The sequence below is a fragment of the Streptomyces sp. NPDC059989 genome (assembly GCF_042736975.1).
Lineage (GTDB): Bacteria > Actinomycetota > Actinomycetes > Streptomycetales > Streptomycetaceae > Streptomyces.
This window is the reverse complement of the sequence record NZ_JBHWUO010000001.1, coordinates 274,041-289,790: the sequence shown is the minus strand read 5'-3', so window position 1 is coordinate 289,790 and position 15,750 is coordinate 274,041. Positions and strand designations below refer to the sequence as shown.

Annotated in this window: 16 protein-coding genes and 1 pseudogene; 7 read left to right on the top strand and 10 right to left on the bottom strand. The window is 70.1% G+C overall.

All coding sequences use genetic code 11. The features are described from left to right. The first annotated feature begins 3 nt into the window (after positions 1-3). The 5 genes from ACFWBN_RS01390 (at position 4) to pknB (ending at position 7,283) form a co-directional block, all read left to right on the top strand. Complete coding sequence (locus ACFWBN_RS01390) at positions 4-501, top strand: FHA domain-containing protein (protein ID WP_215014477.1); 498 nt, start codon at positions 4-6, stop codon at positions 499-501. A 144-nt stretch (positions 502-645) separates the two neighbouring features. Then, positions 646-2,112 (top strand): PP2C family protein-serine/threonine phosphatase, encoded by a 1,467-nt coding sequence (locus ACFWBN_RS01385; protein WP_385168648.1) that lies wholly within the window; start codon positions 646-648, stop codon positions 2,110-2,112. Between the two features lie 31 nt (positions 2,113-2,143). After that, the gene (locus tag ACFWBN_RS01380; protein WP_385168645.1) at positions 2,144-3,568 is read left to right on the top strand and encodes an FtsW/RodA/SpoVE family cell cycle protein; all 1,425 of its coding nucleotides are present in this window, start codon (positions 2,144-2,146) and stop codon (positions 3,566-3,568) included. Beyond that, positions 3,565-5,028, top strand: coding sequence for a peptidoglycan D,D-transpeptidase FtsI family protein (locus ACFWBN_RS01375; protein WP_385168642.1), 1,464 nt, complete (start codon positions 3,565-3,567; stop codon positions 5,026-5,028). Before ACFWBN_RS01380 ends, ACFWBN_RS01375 begins: the two co-directional genes overlap by 4 nt. Positions 5,029-5,255: 227 nt before the next feature. Then, positions 5,256-7,283 carry a Stk1 family PASTA domain-containing Ser/Thr kinase gene (gene pknB / locus ACFWBN_RS01370; RefSeq protein ID WP_385168639.1) on the top strand — a complete coding sequence of 676 codons (2,028 nt, stop codon included), beginning with the start codon at positions 5,256-5,258 and terminating at the stop codon, positions 7,281-7,283. Between the two features lie 206 nt (positions 7,284-7,489). On the opposite strand, the gene ACFWBN_RS01365 is transcribed toward pknB, so the two are convergent. The 6 genes and pseudogenes from ACFWBN_RS01365 to ACFWBN_RS01340 all read right to left on the bottom strand — a co-directional run bounded on the left by ACFWBN_RS01365 (position 7,490) and on the right by ACFWBN_RS01340 (position 11,510). Next, positions 7,490-8,230 carry a class E sortase gene (locus ACFWBN_RS01365; RefSeq protein WP_385168636.1) on the bottom strand — a complete coding sequence of 247 codons (741 nt, stop codon included), beginning with the start codon at positions 8,228-8,230 and terminating at the stop codon, positions 7,490-7,492. A gap of 36 nt (positions 8,231-8,266) precedes the next feature. After that, positions 8,267-9,145: pseudogene (locus tag ACFWBN_RS01360) on the bottom strand (class E sortase); the annotation flags it as partial. Continuing rightward, the gene (locus tag ACFWBN_RS01355) at positions 9,100-9,738 is read right to left on the bottom strand and encodes an aminodeoxychorismate/anthranilate synthase component II (protein ID WP_385168633.1); all 639 of its coding nucleotides are present in this window, start codon (positions 9,736-9,738) and stop codon (positions 9,100-9,102) included. The pseudogene ACFWBN_RS01360 and the gene ACFWBN_RS01355, both read right to left, overlap by 46 nt. After that, the gene (locus tag ACFWBN_RS01350; RefSeq protein ID WP_030011120.1) at positions 9,735-9,911 is read right to left on the bottom strand and encodes a hypothetical protein; all 177 of its coding nucleotides are present in this window, start codon (positions 9,909-9,911) and stop codon (positions 9,735-9,737) included. Before ACFWBN_RS01350 ends, ACFWBN_RS01355 begins: the two co-directional genes overlap by 4 nt. A gap of 89 nt (positions 9,912-10,000) precedes the next feature. Next, positions 10,001-10,765: a class E sortase gene (locus tag ACFWBN_RS01345; protein ID WP_385168630.1), complete on the bottom strand. Its 765-nt coding sequence runs from the start codon at positions 10,763-10,765 to the stop codon at positions 10,001-10,003. Then, complete coding sequence (locus ACFWBN_RS01340) at positions 10,737-11,510, bottom strand: DUF881 domain-containing protein (RefSeq protein ID WP_385168626.1); 774 nt, start codon at positions 11,508-11,510, stop codon at positions 10,737-10,739. Before ACFWBN_RS01340 ends, ACFWBN_RS01345 begins: the two co-directional genes overlap by 29 nt. Before the next feature lie 91 nt (positions 11,511-11,601). Between ACFWBN_RS01340 and crgA the strand changes: the two genes are divergently transcribed. Next, positions 11,602-11,856, top strand: a complete 255-nt coding sequence (crgA, locus tag ACFWBN_RS01335; RefSeq protein ID WP_069921049.1) for a cell division protein CrgA — start codon at positions 11,602-11,604, stop codon at positions 11,854-11,856. Between the two features lie 115 nt (positions 11,857-11,971). Here crgA and ACFWBN_RS01330 read toward each other — a convergent pair whose 3' ends face one another. Both ACFWBN_RS01330 and ACFWBN_RS01325 read right to left on the bottom strand, forming a co-directional pair. Further along, positions 11,972-12,847 (bottom strand): rhomboid family intramembrane serine protease, encoded by an 876-nt coding sequence (locus ACFWBN_RS01330; RefSeq protein WP_385168623.1) that lies wholly within the window; start codon positions 12,845-12,847, stop codon positions 11,972-11,974. Positions 12,848-12,993: 146 nt separating this feature from the next. Then, on the bottom strand, positions 12,994-13,521 hold the full coding sequence (locus ACFWBN_RS01325; RefSeq protein WP_385168931.1) for a peptidylprolyl isomerase: 528 nt from the start codon (positions 13,519-13,521) through the stop codon (positions 12,994-12,996). A 147-nt stretch (positions 13,522-13,668) separates the two neighbouring features. On the opposite strand from ACFWBN_RS01325, the gene ACFWBN_RS01320 reads away from it, so the two are divergent. Continuing rightward, positions 13,669-14,388, top strand: coding sequence for a DUF5324 family protein (locus ACFWBN_RS01320; protein ID WP_385168620.1), 720 nt, complete (start codon positions 13,669-13,671; stop codon positions 14,386-14,388). A gap of 110 nt (positions 14,389-14,498) precedes the next feature. On the opposite strand, the gene ACFWBN_RS01315 is transcribed toward ACFWBN_RS01320, so the two are convergent. Beyond that, a complete protein-coding gene (locus tag ACFWBN_RS01315; RefSeq protein WP_385168618.1) occupies positions 14,499-15,026 on the bottom strand; it encodes a LysM peptidoglycan-binding domain-containing protein in 528 nt (175 codons plus the stop codon). Positions 15,027-15,151: 125 nt separating this feature from the next. Then, positions 15,152-15,631: a MarR family winged helix-turn-helix transcriptional regulator gene (locus tag ACFWBN_RS01310; RefSeq protein ID WP_385168615.1), complete on the bottom strand. Its 480-nt coding sequence runs from the start codon at positions 15,629-15,631 to the stop codon at positions 15,152-15,154. Positions 15,632-15,750 lie beyond the last annotated feature (119 nt).

The following is a 15,750-nucleotide window of genomic DNA, read 5'->3' as shown; positions in this document are numbered from 1 at the left end:
GCAATGTCAGAGCTGACCCTGACGGTCATGCGGTTGGGTTTCCTAGCCGTTCTGTGGCTGTTCGTCATCGTGGCCGTCCAGGTCATCCGCAGCGACCTCTTCGGAACGAGAGTGACCCAGCGCGGCTCCCGCCGCGGCGGCGCCACCAGCGCCCCGCAGCAGGCCGGCCGCCAGGCCGCGCCGCCGCAGCAGCGCCAGCGCCGCGGTGCGCCCACCAAGCTCGTCGTCTCCGAGGGCACCCTCACGGGCACCACGGTCGCCCTCGCGGGACAGACGATCACGCTCGGCCGGGCACACGACTCCACGATCGTGCTGGACGACGACTACGCGTCCAGCCGCCATGCCAGGATCTACCCCGACCGGGACGGCCAGTGGATCGTCGAGGATCTCGGGTCCACCAACGGCACGTATCTCGACCGGACCCGGCTGACCACCCCGACGCCCATTCCGCCGGGCGCCCCGATCCGCATCGGCAAGACCGTCATCGAGCTGCGGAAGTAGTACGAGAATGAGCGAGCGGAGCGAGCGCGCGTCGGCGATCCGTCCCACCGAGGACACGGACCCGAGCACGCTCCCGACCGGAGGGTGGGCAGTGTGGCTCGAGACCGGTTGTACCCGGAGGAAGCGTCGACTGGGCAGGTGCGCATGAGTCTGTCCCTGCGGTTCGCCGCCGGTTCGCACAAGGGCATGATCCGCGAGGGGAACGAGGACTCCGGCTACGCCGGCCCGCGCCTCCTCGCGATCGCCGACGGCATGGGAGGCCAGGCCGCCGGCGAGGTCGCCAGCTCCGAGGTGATCTCCACCCTCGTGCAGCTCGACGACGACGTCCCGGGCTCCGACATCCTCACCTCCCTCGCCACGGCCGTGCAGCGCGCCAACGACCAGCTGCGCGTCATGGTCGAGGAGGACCCCCAGCTCGAGGGCATGGGCACCACCCTGACCGCGCTGCTGTGGACGGGTCAGCGCCTCGGCCTGGTCCACGTCGGCGACTCCCGCGCCTACCTGCTGCGCGACGGCGTCCTCACCCAGATCACCCAGGACCACACCTGGGTGCAGCGCCTCGTCGACGAGGGCCGCATCACGGAAGAGGAAGCCACCACCCACCCGCAGCGCTCGCTGCTGATGAGAGCGCTCGGCAGCGGCGACATCGTCGAGCCCGACCTCTCCATCCGCGAGGTCCGCGCCGGCGACCGCTACCTCATCTGCTCCGACGGGCTCTCCGGCGTGGTCTCCCACCAGACCCTGGAGGAGACCCTCGCCGACTACCACGGCCCCCGCGAGACGGTTCAGTCGCTCATCCAGCTCGCCCTGCGCGGCGGCGGACCCGACAACATCACCTGCATCGTCGCCGACGTCCTCGACACGGACAGCGGGGACACCCTCGCCGCCCAGGTCAGCGACACCCCGGTCGTCGTCGGTGCGGTCGCCGAGAACCAGCACCAGCTCTTCGACGGCGGCAACGCCATGCAGACCCCGGCCGGCCGCGCCTCGGGCCTCGGCCGCCAGGCCGGCCCGCCCGCCGGCGCCTTCGGCCCCCCCGGCAGCGGCGAGCAGGGCGGCTACGGCTACTCCGACCCGGGCCAGGGCGGTGCCGGCGGCGGCTACGGCAGCTTCGGCGAAGCCGACGGCTACGACAACGACTCCGGCTACGAGGACACGTACGACCACCCCCGCAGGCGCCGCAGCAAAGGGCGCAAGTGGACCACGCGTACGCTGACCCTGCTCCTCGTCGCCGGCGTCATCGGCGGCGGCCTCTACGCCGGCTGGCGCTGGACCCAGACCCAGTTCTACGTCGGCGTCAAGGGCGAGCACGTCGCGCTCTTCCGCGGCATCAGCCAGAAGCTCGGCCCGCTGGAGCTCTCCAAGGTGGAGACCGACCGCCCCGACATCGAACTGAAGTACCTGCCGCCCTTCAAGCGGAAGCTGGTCGAGGCCACCATCAGCGAAAGCAGCCTCGAAGCGGCCCGCGAGAAGATCGACGAGCTCGGCGTCCAGGTCTCCGCCTGCAAGAAGGACGAAGAGCGCCGCAACGCCGAGGCGCAGAACCAGACACCCGCCTCCACTCTGACTGCCGCGGAGCAGCAAGTGGTCGGCCATTGCGTCAAGCAGTAGACACACGCGGGCGCAGGGGGCCTGCCACACCATGAGCGTTGTCACCAACACGACCACCATCGGCGCCATCGAGCTGCCGAGCCGGCGGAACACCGAGCTCCTGCTGCTCGGCTTCGCCGTGGTCATCCCGATCTTCGCCTACGCCAACGTGGGCCTGTCGATCCACGGCAAGCTGCCCCCGGGCATGTTCCTCTACGGGCTCGGCTTCGCCGTGCTCTCGGGGATCGCCCACCTCGTCGTACGCCGCTACGCCAAGTACGCCGACCCGCTGCTGCTGCCGATCGCCACCCTGCTCAACGGGCTCGGCGTCGTCCTGATCTGGCGGCTGGACCAGTCCGAGCGGCTGCAGAACCTCGCCAAGAACAGCTTCGGCGCGTTCACGGAGTCCGCGCCGCGCCAGATGATGTACACGGGGCTCGCCATCGCCCTGTTCTCCGTCGTCCTGCTGGTCCTCAAGGACCACCGCGTGCTCCAGCGGTTCACGTACATCTCGATGGCCGGCGCGCTCGTCCTGCTGATTTTGCCGGTCATCCCGGGCCTGGGCGCGGACGTCTTCGGTGCCAAGATCTGGATCAGCGTCGGCGGTTTCTCCATCCAGCCCGGAGAGTTCGCGAAGATCGTCATCGCGGTCTTCTTCGCCGGCTACCTGATGGTCAAGCGCGACGCCCTGGCCCTGGCCAGCCGCCGCTTCATGGGCCTCTACCTGCCGCGCGGCCGCGACCTCGGCCCGATCCTGATGATCTGGGCGATGAGCCTGCTCGTCCTCGTCTTCGAGAACGACCTCGGCACCTCGCTGCTCTTCTTCGGCATGTTCGTGATCATGCTGTACGTGGCCACCGAGCGGACCAGCTGGATCGTGATCGGCCTGCTGATGTCGGTGGCCGGTGCCGCCGTGGTCGGCGCCACCGCCAGCCACGTCAAGGCCCGCGTCACCGCCTGGCTCGACCCCTTCGAGTGCTACCGCACGTCCGGCGCCTGTGAGCAGGTCGGCCAGTCGATCATGAGCTTCGGCTCCGGCGGGGTCCTCGGCACCGGTTGGGGCCAGGGCAACTCGGACCTCATCGGCTTCGCCGCCAACTCCGACTTCATCTTCTCCACCGTCGGCGAGGAGCTCGGCCTGACCGGCGTCATGGCCTTCCTCCTGCTCTACGGCCTCATCATCGAGCGGGGCGTCCGCACCGCCCTCGCCGCCCGCGACCCCTTCGGCAAGCTCTTCGCCATCGGCCTCTCCGGCGCGTTCGCCCTCCAGATCTTCGTCGTCGCCGGCGGAGTCATGGGCCTCATCCCCCTCACCGGCATGACGATGCCCTTCCTCGCGTCCGGCGGCTCCTCCGTCCTCGCGAACTGGATCCTCATCGCCATCCTCATCCGGATCAGCGACACCGCACGCCGACCTGCCCCGGCCCCCGCCCCGTCCCCCGACTCCGAGATGACCCAGGTGGTCCGACCGTCATGAACAAGCCCCTGCGTCGCATCTCGCTGTTCTGCGGGCTGCTCGTCCTCGCGCTGCTGATCCGGACCAACTGGCTGCAGTACGTCCAGGCCGAGGAACTCAGCACGCGCAAGGAGAACCGCCGGGTCCAGATCGCCCAGTACGCCACCGAGCGCGGCAACATCATCGTCGCGGGCGAGCCGATCACCGGCTCCGCGGTCACCGACGGCAGCGACTACAAGTTCAAGCGGACCTACACGGCGGGCGAGCTGTGGGCCCCCGTCACCGGGTACGCCTCGCAGGCCTTCGGCTCGACGCAGCTGGAATCCCTCGAAGACGGCATCCTCACCGGCAACGACGACCGGCTCTTCTTCGACCGCACCATCGGGATGTTCACCGGGGAGAAGAAGCAGGGCGGCAACGTCGTCACCACGCTCAACCCGGCCGCCCAGAAGGCCGCCTTCGAGAAGCTCGGCTCGAAGAAGGGCGCGGTCGCCGCCATCGACCCGCGCACCGGCGCCATCCTCGCGCTCGTCTCCACCCCCTCGTACGACCCCTCGCGCTTCGCCGGCAACTCCAAGGCGGACGAGAAGGCCTGGGTCGAGCTCAAGGACAGCGAGGACAAGAACCTCGTCAACCGCGCCCTGCGCGAGACCTACCCGCCGGGCTCCACCTTCAAGGTGGTCACCGCGGCCGCCGCGCTGGAGAACGGCGTGGTCAAGGAGATCAACGACCCGACGGACACGCCGGAGCCGTACATCCTGCCGGGCACCCAGACGCCGATGGTCAACCACGCCTCGGGGTGCGAGAAGGCCAGCCTGAACAAGGCCCTGGAAGTCTCCTGCAACTCGGTCTTCGCCAACCTCGGCGACAAGGTCGGGCGGGACAACATGGTGAAGACCTCGGAGAAGTTCGGCTTCAACAACGACAAGATCGACATCCCGGTCCGCGCCTTCGCCAGCGTCTACGACAAGAAGATGGGCAGGGACGGCAACGCCCAGAGCTCCATCGGACAGTTCAACACCGCCGCCACCCCGCTCCAGATGGCGATGGTCACCGCCGCGATCGCCAACGACGGCAAGCTGATGAAGCCGTACATGGTCGACCAGCTCACCGCGCCCAACCTCGACGTCATCGAGAAGCACTCTCCGGAGGAGATGAGCCGGCCGCTGTCCGCGGCCAACGCTCAGAAGGTCCAGGAGATGATGGTCAACGTCGTCGAGAAGGGCACCGGCGAGAAGGCCAAGATCAAGGACGTCAAGGTCGGCGGCAAGACCGGTACCGCCCAGCACGGTGAGGGCAACAAGAAGCGCCCGTACGCCTGGTTCATCTCCTACGCCGAGAACCCGGACGGCTCCTCGCCCGTCGCCGTCGCCGTCGTCATCGAGGACAGCGCCGCGGACCGCGAGGACATCAGCGGTGGCGGCCTCGCCGCCCCCGTCGCCCAGGCCGTCATGCAGGCCGTTCTCAAGAACCAGAAGTGAGCCGGGGACGAGCCGGGGGTGAGCCGAGCGTGAGTCGTGCATGACGGACCGGAGCGGAGTGATCCACGTCACTGATACCGGCCGGATCCGAGCGTACGGTACCGGTCCAGTATCAGCCTGTGGCCACGAACCGATCACGGACGATCGGCCGGTAGCCTTTGCGCGAACAGCACACCGCCGGACCACACACAGGTGCGGTCGGGACTGACGGAGAGGGCTGCAACGTTATGGAAGAGCCGCGTCGCCTCGGCGGCCGGTACGAGCTGAGCCACGTGCTCGGCCGTGGTGGCATGGCCGAGGTCTACCTCGCCCACGACACCCGGCTCGGCCGTACCGTCGCCGTCAAGACCCTGCGCGCCGATCTCGCCCGCGACCCGTCCTTCCAGGCCCGGTTCCGTCGCGAGGCCCAGTCGGCCGCGTCGCTGAACCACCCGGCGATCGTCGCCGTCTACGACACCGGCGAGGACTACGTAGACAACATCTCCATCCCGTACATCGTGATGGAGTACGTCGACGGGTCCACCCTGCGCGAGCTGCTGCACTCCGGCCGCAAACTGCTGCCCGAGCGCACGCTGGAGATGTGCATCGGCATCCTCCAGGCCCTGGAGTACTCGCACCGGGCCGGCATCGTGCACCGCGACATCAAGCCCGCCAACGTGATGCTGACCCGCACCGGCCAGGTCAAGGTCATGGACTTCGGCATCGCCCGCGCCATGGGCGACTCCGGCATGACCATGACGCAGACGGCCGCCGTCATCGGCACCGCCCAGTACCTCTCCCCGGAGCAGGCCAAGGGCGAGCAGGTCGACGCGCGCTCCGACCTCTACTCCGCGGGCTGCCTGCTGTACGAGCTGCTCAGCGTGCGGCCCCCGTTCGTCGGCGACTCCCCCGTGGCCGTCGCCTACCAGCACGTACGGGAAGAGCCCCAGCCGCCGTCGAACTTCGACCCCGAGATCACGCCCGAGATGGACGCGATCGTGCTGAAGGCGCTGGTCAAGGACCCCGACTACCGCTACCAGTCCGCCGACGAGATGCGCGCGGACATCGAGGCCTGCCTCGACGGCCGGCCCGTCGTCGCGGCCGCCTCCATGGGCGCGGCCGGATACGGCTACCCGCACGACCAGGGGCACGGCCACCAGGGCTACGACCAGCCCACCACCGCCCTGCGCACCGCCGACCCTCAGACCTCGATGATGCCGCCCATGCCCCCGGGCGACGGCGGATACGGGTACGGCGACCAGGGCCACGGCGGCTACGACCAGGGTCCGCACCGCCGCCAGAAGAAGAGCAAGGCGTCCACGATCCTGCTCGTGACGGCGGGCATCCTCGTCCTGGTCGGCGCGATCCTCATCGGCCGGTCCCTCTTCAACGGGAAGGCCGACAACCGGCCCGCCGTGCCGAAGTTCATCGGCGTGACCCTGGAGGAGGCGCAGCGGAGCGCCGACAACGTCGGCCTCAAGGTGGCGAAGGAAGCCGACGCCGCCTGCGACGAGCAGCCCAAGGGCAAGATCTGCAAGCAGGATCCGGCGGCCGACACCAAGGTCGAGAAGGGCTTCACCGTCAAGGTGACCGTCTCCTCGGGCGCGGCCGCGGTGTCCGTCCCCGACGTGCTCGGCGGCCAGTACGAGCAGGCGGAGAAGACCCTCAAGGACAAGGGCTTCCAGGTCGAGCGCAAGCTCCAGGAGTCCGAGCGGACCGCCGGGGTCGTCCTGGAGCAGGACCCGAAGGCCGGCAGCGAGGCGCCGAAGAACTCCGTGATCGTGCTGACCGTCGCCAAGGAGCAGTCCAAGGCGGTCGTCCCGGACCTCAAGGGCAAGAACAAGGAAGACGCGGAGAAGGCCCTCAAGGCCGTCAACCTCAAGCTGGGCAGCGTGACGGAGACGGAGTCCCCGGGCGCCGAGCCGAAGAAGGTCGTCTCGCAGCAGTACCAGCCGGGCGAGCAGCTCGAGGTCGGCAAGGCCGTCGGCATCACCATCGCCAAGGCCGCGCAGCAGACGCAGGTCCCGAACCTGGCCCAGAAGACGGTGGCCCAGGCGAAGACCGAACTGGCCGCCAAGGGCCTGACCTTCGGCCGGGTCATCTCCGGCCCGACGGACGACAACGCGATCGTGATGCTCTCCGACCCGATCGCCAACAGCACGGTCAACACGGGCACGGCCGTCAACGTGTACACGACGGCCGGCCAGCAGGACGGCGGCGGCAACAACGGCGGCAACGGCTTCTTCGGGGGCCTGACGGGCGGCACCCGCCGCTAGCCGCGGGGCCGCGCCCGCACACGGAGAAGGTCCGGTCCCCCTCGGAGGGGGACCGGACCTTCTTTCGTACGGGAACCCGCGCCGTTCCGGCGCGTCCCCACGCGGCCGCCTGGGCCCTCGCCCGTGCCGCCCCGGCCCCGTCACGCCCAGGGGGCGTCACAGCCGTCCACAGGGGCCCCTGGAGGCCCGGAACGCCGGAGTCCGGCTCACCCCTGGCGCAGCTCCGCCGGAGGCGTCCGCCGCGCGTCCACCTTCTCCGTCCTGACCAGCTCGCCCCACACGACGTACCGGTACTTCGACGTGTACACCGGCGTGCAGGTCGTCAGCGTGATGTACCGGCCCGGGGCGGTCCTGCCCGACTCCTTCGGGACCGGGTTAATCACGTCCACGTTGTACTTCGACGTCTGGCGCAGCTCCGCGAAGACCTTGTAGACGTACCAGGTGTCCTTGGTCTCGAAGACGATCGCGTCGCCGTTCTTCACCTTGTCGATGCTGTGGAACTTCGCCCCGTGGCCGTCGCGGTGCGCGGCCAGCGAGAAGTTCCCCTTCTCGTCCCACGGCAGGGCCGACTTCACCGGCTCCGTGTAGTAGCCCGCGACGCCGTCGTCGAGGACGTCCGGGTCCGTGCCCGGCTTGACCAGCACCTCGCCGTTCTTCATCGCGGGCACGTGCAGGAACCCGATGCCGTCCTTGGTGTCCAGCGCGCCCGGGGCCGCCGGCTGGGCCGGGGCCTGCGCCTGCCACTGCCGGCGGACCTCGTCGCCGCGCGCCGACGCCTGCCGGTCCGCGAGCACGTTCGTCCACCACAGCGAGTAGGCCACGAACAGGGCCAGCACCAGGCCGACCGTGATCAGGAGCTCGCCCAGCAGGCTCAGGAACCCGGCGAGCACACTGCGGTGCGGGGGCGGCGCGGCGGCGGCAGGGCGGCTGCGGTGGGCGGGAGACACTGCTGATTCGTCCTTAGGGCGGCTGCGGGATGGCGGCTACGGACCGGTCAGCGCGGGCGGAGGGCCCTGGCTGCGGGGGCGTTCGTCGATCATCCTGCCCCATACGATCATCCGGTAGGTGCTGGTGAACTCCGGGGTGCAGGTCGTCAGCGTGATGTACCGGCCCGGGGCGGTGAATCCGGAGCCCTCCGGCACCGGCTTGATCACCGAGACGTTCGTCGGCGGCGTCTGCGGCAGCGCCGAGGTCATCTCGTACGTGTAGTACGCGTCGCGGGTCTCGACCACGACGGGATCCCCCGGCACGAGCCGGTTGATGTAGCGGAACGGCTCGCCGTGGGTGTTGCGGTGGCCCGCCACCGCGAAGTTCCCCTGCGGGTCCGCCGGCATGGCCGTCTTCAGCGCGCCCTCGCCGTAGTGCCCGACCATCCCCTTGTCGAGCACCTTCGGCTTGCTGATGCCCTCCGCCACCGGAACCTTCACGTCCAGCTTCGGGATGTACAGGATCGCGAAGCCCTGCCCGGGCTCGAAGGCGGACACCGGCGGTGCGGCGGCGGCGCCGGCTGCGGGGCCCGGGTCCTGCTGCCACTTCTGCTGGAGCGAGCCCGCGGCCCCGTTCGCCGTCCGCTCGGCCAGGAGGTTCGTGTACCAGAGCTGGTAGGCGACGAACAGCAGCATCACCAGGCCCAGTGTGATGAACAGCTCCCCGCCCAGCCGGCTCGCGATGACCACCGGGCCGCCCGACGCCGGCCGCCTGCGCCGCCGCCCGCGCGCCCGCCTGCGGGTGTGCCGGGCGGCCCGCTTCGCGGCCTCCTGTGCTGCCCTGCGTCGCGCGGCCCGGCCCTCCGTGGGCGCGGACGGCGCGACCGCCGTCACGCGACGGCCTTGCCCACCACCGGGGCCAGCCCCACCGAGCGCTCCACGGCACCCGCGTCACCGCACCGCACCAGCCAGTTCGCGAGCATCCGGTGGCCCCACTCGGTCAGCACCGACTCGGGGTGGAACTGCACGCCCTCGACGTCGTGCTCCCGGTGGCGCAGGCCCATGATGATCCCGTCCTCGGTGCGTGCCGTGACCTCCAGCACGTCGGGCAGGGTCAGGGGCTCGGCCGCGAGCGAGTGGTAGCGGGTCGCGGTGAACGGCGACGGCAGGCCGGCGAAGACGCCGAGACCCTCGTGCACCACCGGCGAGGTCTTGCCGTGCAGCAGCTCCGGAGCCCGGTCCACGACCCCTCCGTACGCGACCGCCATCGACTGCATGCCGAGGCAGACGCCGAAGACCGGAACGCCCGTGTCCGCACAGTGGCGGACCATGTCGACGCAGACGCCCGCCTCCTCCGGCGTGCCCGGCCCCGGGGAGAGCAGCACGCCGTCGAAGCCGTCCTGCGCGTGCGAGAGCTCGACCTCGTCGTTGCGCAGCACCTCGCATTCGGCGCCGAGCTGGTAGAGGTACTGGACCAGGTTGAAGACAAAGCTGTCGTAGTTGTCGACAACCAGAATGCGCGCGCTCACGGAGTGGCTCCCGATCCCTCGTCCACAGTCACATCGTTGAACGGCAGGAGCGGTTCGGCCCACGGGAAGACGTACTGGAACAGCACGAACACCACCGCGAGGACCAGTACGAGCGAGATCAGCGCGCGCACCCACGCATTGCCCGGCAGATGCCGCCAGATCCAGCCGTACATGGCTTCTGTTTCCTTTTCGTCCTCATTCGTTCAACGCACCGCAGGGGCGGTACGCGAACAGACTAAAGGCAGCGGCCCGAACGGGTGGGTCACCTCGGCAATCCCTCCGGCCTGCCCTGCCCCACGGCGCGCGTCCCGGTCAGCTCCGCCCAGACGACCAGCCGGTGGCTGTGGCCCCACTCGGGGTCGCAGGTCGTCAGCGTCAGGTACCGGCCGGGCGCCGTGAAGGGCGACCTCGCCGGGACCGGATCGACCACCCGGACGTCGGTGGGCAGGGTGCGCAGCGGCCCGCCGCGGACCGTGTACGTGTACCAGGTGGTCGCGTCCTTGAGGATCACGGCGTCCCCCGGACGGAGCTCCGGGAAGTCCTTGAAGGGGTCTCCGTACGTGCGGCGGTGGCCCGCCACCGAGAAGTTTCCGGTGGCGCCGAGGCGGGCGGTGCCCGCGTAGTGGCCCAGGCCCTTCTTCAGCAGCTCGGTGCCGGTGCCCTCCAGGACGGGCTTGATCCAGTCCGGGCCGAAGCGCGGGATGTACATCTCGGCGAAGGCCTGGCCGGCGGGGTAGGGGGGCGGTGTCTCCGGGGCCTTCGGGGCTTCCGGGGCTTTCGGGGTGGCCGGTGCGGCGGCCTGCGGGGCGGCCGCCGGGGCCGCCGCCGCCCAGGTGTCGCGCATCCGGGTCATCTCGGCGTCCATGGCCCGGTCGGCCTTGACCCCGGTCCACAGCAGTACGTAGGCGACGAAGAGCACGATCAGCGTGCCCGCCGTCAGGCACACCTCGCTGAACGTCCGTACCACCAGGCGCAGTACGACGTCAGGACGGACCCGTTCACGGGGTGGGTGCCACCGGCTTCGCATAGTGGAGGTCCACTGTGCCGGAGTAGCCGGGAAGTGTCAGCGCCTTGTGCTCGTCCACTTTCCAGCCGAGCCCGTACGCGTTGACGTACAGCTGGTAGTTCTGGAGGGCCGGGGAGGCCGCCATCGCCTTGCGCAGCGCGCCCGGGTCGCCGACCGCGGAGATCTTGTACGGCGGCGAGTAGACCCGGCCCTGGAGGATCAGGGTGTTGCCCACGCAGCGCACCGCGCTGGTGGAGATGAGGCGCTGGTCCATGACCTGGATGCCCTGGGCCCCGCCCTGCCAGAGGGCGTTCACGACGGCCTGGAGGTCCTGCTGGTGGATCACCAGGTCGTTGGGCTGGGGCTCGGGCACGTTGGGGATGCGGGCGGTGGCGTTGGGCGGGGCGTCGTTGAGGGTGACGGTCAGGCCCTTGCCGGTCAGCTCCTCGGTGCCGGACGCCGCGCGCAGGGCGGCCAGCCGGGCGTCCTCGGCCTTGGTGCTGCCGTCGTCGCGCTCGGCGAGGGTGTCCACCCGGTGGCGCACCGCGGCGGTGCTCGCCTCCAGCTCCGCGTTGTTCTGGCTGCGCTCTTCGATGAGGTCCGACAGCTTGAGGAGTGAAGCGTCGGTCCGGATGTTCGTACCCTTGGAGGTGTTGAAACTGGTGACGAAGAGCAGCCCGGCGAGGGCGAAAACGGCGGCCGTCAGCAGCCGGACCGGTCTGGCCCGGCGACGGGGACCCGCGGAGGAGTCGTCGGAATTGCTCAACGTACCCTTCTCCTTCAACGCCACAGGTCCACTACGCTAACGGACGCCCGGGGGAGGCAAGGTCCCCAGCGCATCGACAGGAGAGCCCCTCGTGCCGAAGTCACGTATCCGCAAGAAGGACGACTACACGCCGCCGCCCACGCGGCAGCCGCAGAGCATCAGGCTGACGAACCGCAGCTGGGTCGCCCCGGTCATGCTGGCCCTCTTCCTGATCGGACTCGCGTGGATCGTCGTCTTCTACGTGACCGAGACCCAGCTGCCGATCGAGGCACTGGGCAATTGGAACATTGTGGTCGGTTTTGGATTTATCGCGGCGGGATTCGGCGTATCCACGCAGTGGAAGTAGCACCGATCCGCCTCTGACGGAAGCTCTCCCCATGAGTTATCCACAGCGTCATCCACACCTGAGGAAAAGACAGAAGATCTGTGGATAACTCTGTGGAGAGTTGACGCCGGTGTGATCAGGTGAGTTCCGCGGTCCGGAGCAGAATCACCCCTGCCACCAGCACGAATACCGCCACACAAGTCCCCCATTGGATGAGTGTGCGATGGCGGCCGGCGGTGGGCCGTAGCATGCCCAGGCCCACCAGCGCGCCGGTGACCAGGCCGCCCACATGGGCCTGCCAGGACACGTTGAGGCTGCCGCCGAGCGGTACGAAGGTCAGCACCAGCATGAGCACGACCATGACGATCACCGGCCGCATCTCGTAGCGCAGCCGGCGCACCAGGACGACGGTGGCGCCGAGCAGGCCGAAGACGGCGCCGGACGCGCCGAGGGTCGGGGTGTTCGGTGGGGTCAGCAGATAGACGAGGGCGCTGCCGCCCAGCGCCGACAGCAGGTAGACGGCGAGGTAGCGGGACCGGCCCAGCGCCGCTTCCAGCGGGCCGCCGATCACCCACAGCCCGATCATGTTGCCGATGATGTGCCACCACTCGACGTGCAGGAACACCGAGGACAGCAGGCGGTAGTACTGGCCTGTGGAGACCCCTTCGACGGGGGCGCCGAAGAATTCCACGTACCGGCCGAGCAGCTCCAGCTGGACCACGAGCGCCGGGGCGGCGAGGCCCGCGAGGAACACGGCGGCGTTGATGCCGATCAGGGTCTTGGTGACCAGCTGGGGGTCGGCGGCGACCACCCCGCCCGCGATGTTGCGCGGGGCGTTCGCGGTCGGGCGGTGCCCGGTGCCGGAGCCCTCGCGGACGCATTCGGGGCACTGGAAGCCGACCGAGGCGCTGATCATGCACTCGGGGCAGATGGGGCGCTCGCAGCGGGTGCAGCGGATCCCCGTGTCACGGTCCGGGTGGCGGTAGCAGCCCGGCAGACGGTCGGTGTCCATCGGTTCCCTCGATCAGCGGCGAGGCAGGGGAACGCCCCGCCGGTCCGGTATGCATGCAGGACGGACGGGCGGGGCGGAAAGGTTCCCGGGGTCCGGGGTGCCAGGGGGTCCGGGGTCCGGGGGTCCGGGGTCGCGTCGGGGTCGCGTCAGCGGTTCTCGATGACGACCGACTCGATGATCACGTCGTCCAGCGGGCGCTCGGTGCGCGGGTTGGTGGCCAGGCCGGCGATGGAGTCCACGATCTTCTGGCTGGCCGGGTCGGTGACCTCGCCGAAGATGGTGTGCTTGCGGGTCAGCCAGGCGGTCGGCGCGACGGTGATGAAGAACTGCGAGCCGTTGGTGCCCGGGCCCGCGTTGGCCATGGCGAGCAGGTAGGGCTTGGTGAAGGCCAGGTCGGGGTGGAACTCGTCGGCGAACTGGTAGCCGGGGCCACCGGTGCCGTTGCCCAGCGGGTCGCCGCCCTGGATCATGAAGCCGCTGATGACACGGTGGAAGACGGTGTTGTCGTAGAGCGGGTCCGTCGTCTTCTGGCCGTCGGTGGGACGGGTCCACTCGCGGCCGCCCGTGGCGAGTTCCACGAAGTTCCGGACGGTCTTCGGGGCGAAATTCGGCAGCAGCTCGATCTCGATGTCGCCCTTGGTGGTCTTCAAGGTGGCGTAGAGCTTCTCGGCCACGGATCTGCCTTCCATAGTCATCACTGTCGGTCCAGATAGTCGCACGGAGCGCTCCGCGGCACAGAAATCCTCCACCCGTATGCCCTGTCACGCATGCCAGTCGGTGGTATGGCAGGCATGATCCGACAAAGGGTGGAAAGGTGAACTGTGTCCGCCACCGAGGAGGAGGATCCCGTGACCCGCAAGGACAGCGTGCGCCTGGCCGCCGAGAGCGCCAGGGAAACCGTGATGCACGTGTCGGAAGTGGTGGCGCCGTACGCAGGAAGCGCCAAGGACGCGGCCGTGCACTACGCGCACGAGGCGAACGTACTGCTGGCGCCGAAGGTGTCGCACGCCGCCAACGAGGCCGCACGGCAGGCCCGTATGACATACGACAGCCATCTGCATCCCCGGATCAAGGCGGCCCGCGCGCATGTGCCGCCGAATGTCGACCGGGCCGCGACGAACGCGGTCGAGCAGTCGCGGCGCGCGGCACGCCGGGCGGCCGAGTACACGCAGCCGAAGATCGAGAGTGCGCTCGCGGCCGCCACGCCGGTGGCCGAGGAGGCCGTGTCGCGCTCGACGGCGGCGGTCGCCGCACTGCGCGGGCAGGTGACCCCGAAGGAGATCGACCGGCTGGTGCGGCGCCACGAGCGGCGGGCGCGCTGCGGCCGGGCGCTGCGCGGGGTCGCCGTGGTCGGTGTCCTGGCGGGCGTCGCCTTCGCGGCGTGGAAGTGGTGGGACCAGCAGTCGAACCCGGACTGGCTCGTCGAGCCGCCGGCGGCGACCGAGCTGTCGGCGCAGGACGCCGCGCCGGCGAGCTTCGACGACGAGCTGGCCGCGAAGGAGCGCGAGGCGGGGTCGGCTGCGGACGACAAGCAGTTCTGACCGCCCCCCGGCGGCCGTTGCTGTCGCCTGTCGCTGTCGCCGGATCGCCGAAGGGCCCGGATCCATCAGGATCCGGGCCCTTCGGCTTGTCCCTGCGCTCCGTGCGGTGCTCAGGGGAGGGTGAGGACCATGCCCGGGCGGATGAGGTCGGGGTTGGAGCCGACGACGCCCTTGTTCATGGCGTAGAGCTCGCGCCAGCGGCCCTCGTTGCCGAGCTCGCGGCGCGCGATCGCGGAGAGCGAGTCGCCGGGCTTGACCGTGTACGTACGCCTCTTGGCGGCGGGCGCCGGCTTGGGGGCGGCCGGGACGGCCTTGTGCGCGGCCGAGGCGGGGGTCGGGGTGTGCGCGGCGCCGGGCGCCGCGGAGGCGGCCGCACCGGGCTTCGGCATCGGGGCGGGCTTGGGCGGGGCGGGAACGGCCTTGTGCGCGGCCGAGGAGGGTGTCGGGGTCGCGGGCCTGGGCGGCGCGGCCGCCGCCATGCGCTCGGCTGCGGCACGGGTGGCCGAGGCGGCATCGGCCGCCGAGCTCGCCGGAGGGGTGGCCGCGGCGGGCGCCTGCTGCTCGATCTGTTCCTTCGCCTTCTCGGCGGCGTCGTGCGCCTTCTTCTTGTCGGACTTCAGGAAGTCGAAGAGTCCCATGTCTGTACGCCTCCGGCGTGGTGTTGCCCCCCTGGGCTCGGTGCCTTCCCCCACTGTCGGACACCGGGCGCCCGGCGGCCCTGTGACTGGGCCGTCCGGGGGACACCACCGCGGAGGGCGGGCCGTCACTGCCGGGCGCGGCGGGCCGGTCGGGGGCCGTCGGCGGGGATCCCGAGGTCGCCTTCGGCGAGGAGGCCGAGGACGCGCAGCAGGGTGCTGCGGTCGGCGTCCGAGAGGGAGGCGAGGGCGTCGGCGTGGACCCGGTCGACGATCTGCTGGCTCCGGACGGCGAGGGCCGCGCCCTCCTCGGTGACGGCGACGATCCGGGCCCGGCGGTCCTTGGTGGAGGGGCGGCGCTCGGCCAGTCCGGCCTTCTCCAGGGCGTCGACGGTGACGACCATCGTCGTCTTGTCCATGTCGCCGATCTCGGCGAGCTGGATCTGGGTGCGCTCCTCCTCCTGGGCGTGGACGAGGACGCAGTGCATGCGGGGGGTGAGCCCGATCTCCCCGAGCGCGGCGGCCATGCGGGTGCGGAGCACGTGGCTGGTGTGGTCCAGGAGGAAGGACAGGTCGGGCTCGGTCCGGGTGCTCGCCATCGCAGTCATGGCTTCACTCTAACAATTAGGTCCGAAGAAAACCGTCTGCAACGAAACTATCTGCTACGGTCATACCAGTTCGCCGGCGCCGCCCTGCCGCATCGACCGGCGCCGACCGCCTCGCCAAC

Excerpts from the sequence above, each read along its gene's own strand:
- pknB (WP_385168639.1), top strand. The coding sequence starts at position 5,256 with ATGGAAGAGCCGCGTCGCCTCGGCGGCCGGTACGAGCTGAGCCACGTG.
- ACFWBN_RS01385 (WP_385168648.1), top strand. The coding sequence starts at position 646 with ATGAGTCTGTCCCTGCGGTTCGCCGCCGGTTCGCACAAGGGCATGATC.
- ACFWBN_RS01345 (WP_385168630.1), bottom strand. The coding sequence starts at position 10,765 with ATGCGAAGCCGGTGGCACCCACCCCGTGAACGGGTCCGTCCTGACGTC.
- ACFWBN_RS01330 (WP_385168623.1), bottom strand. The coding sequence starts at position 12,847 with ATGGACACCGACCGTCTGCCGGGCTGCTACCGCCACCCGGACCGTGAC.
- ACFWBN_RS01350 (WP_030011120.1), bottom strand. The coding sequence starts at position 9,911 with ATGTACGGCTGGATCTGGCGGCATCTGCCGGGCAATGCGTGGGTGCGC.
- ACFWBN_RS01390 (WP_215014477.1), top strand. The coding sequence starts at position 4 with ATGTCAGAGCTGACCCTGACGGTCATGCGGTTGGGTTTCCTAGCCGTT.
- ACFWBN_RS01375 (WP_385168642.1), top strand. The coding sequence starts at position 3,565 with ATGAACAAGCCCCTGCGTCGCATCTCGCTGTTCTGCGGGCTGCTCGTC.
- ACFWBN_RS01310 (WP_385168615.1), bottom strand. The coding sequence starts at position 15,631 with ATGACTGCGATGGCGAGCACCCGGACCGAGCCCGACCTGTCCTTCCTC.
- ACFWBN_RS01315 (WP_385168618.1), bottom strand. The coding sequence starts at position 15,026 with ATGGGACTCTTCGACTTCCTGAAGTCCGACAAGAAGAAGGCGCACGAC.
- ACFWBN_RS01380 (WP_385168645.1), top strand. The coding sequence starts at position 2,144 with ATGAGCGTTGTCACCAACACGACCACCATCGGCGCCATCGAGCTGCCG.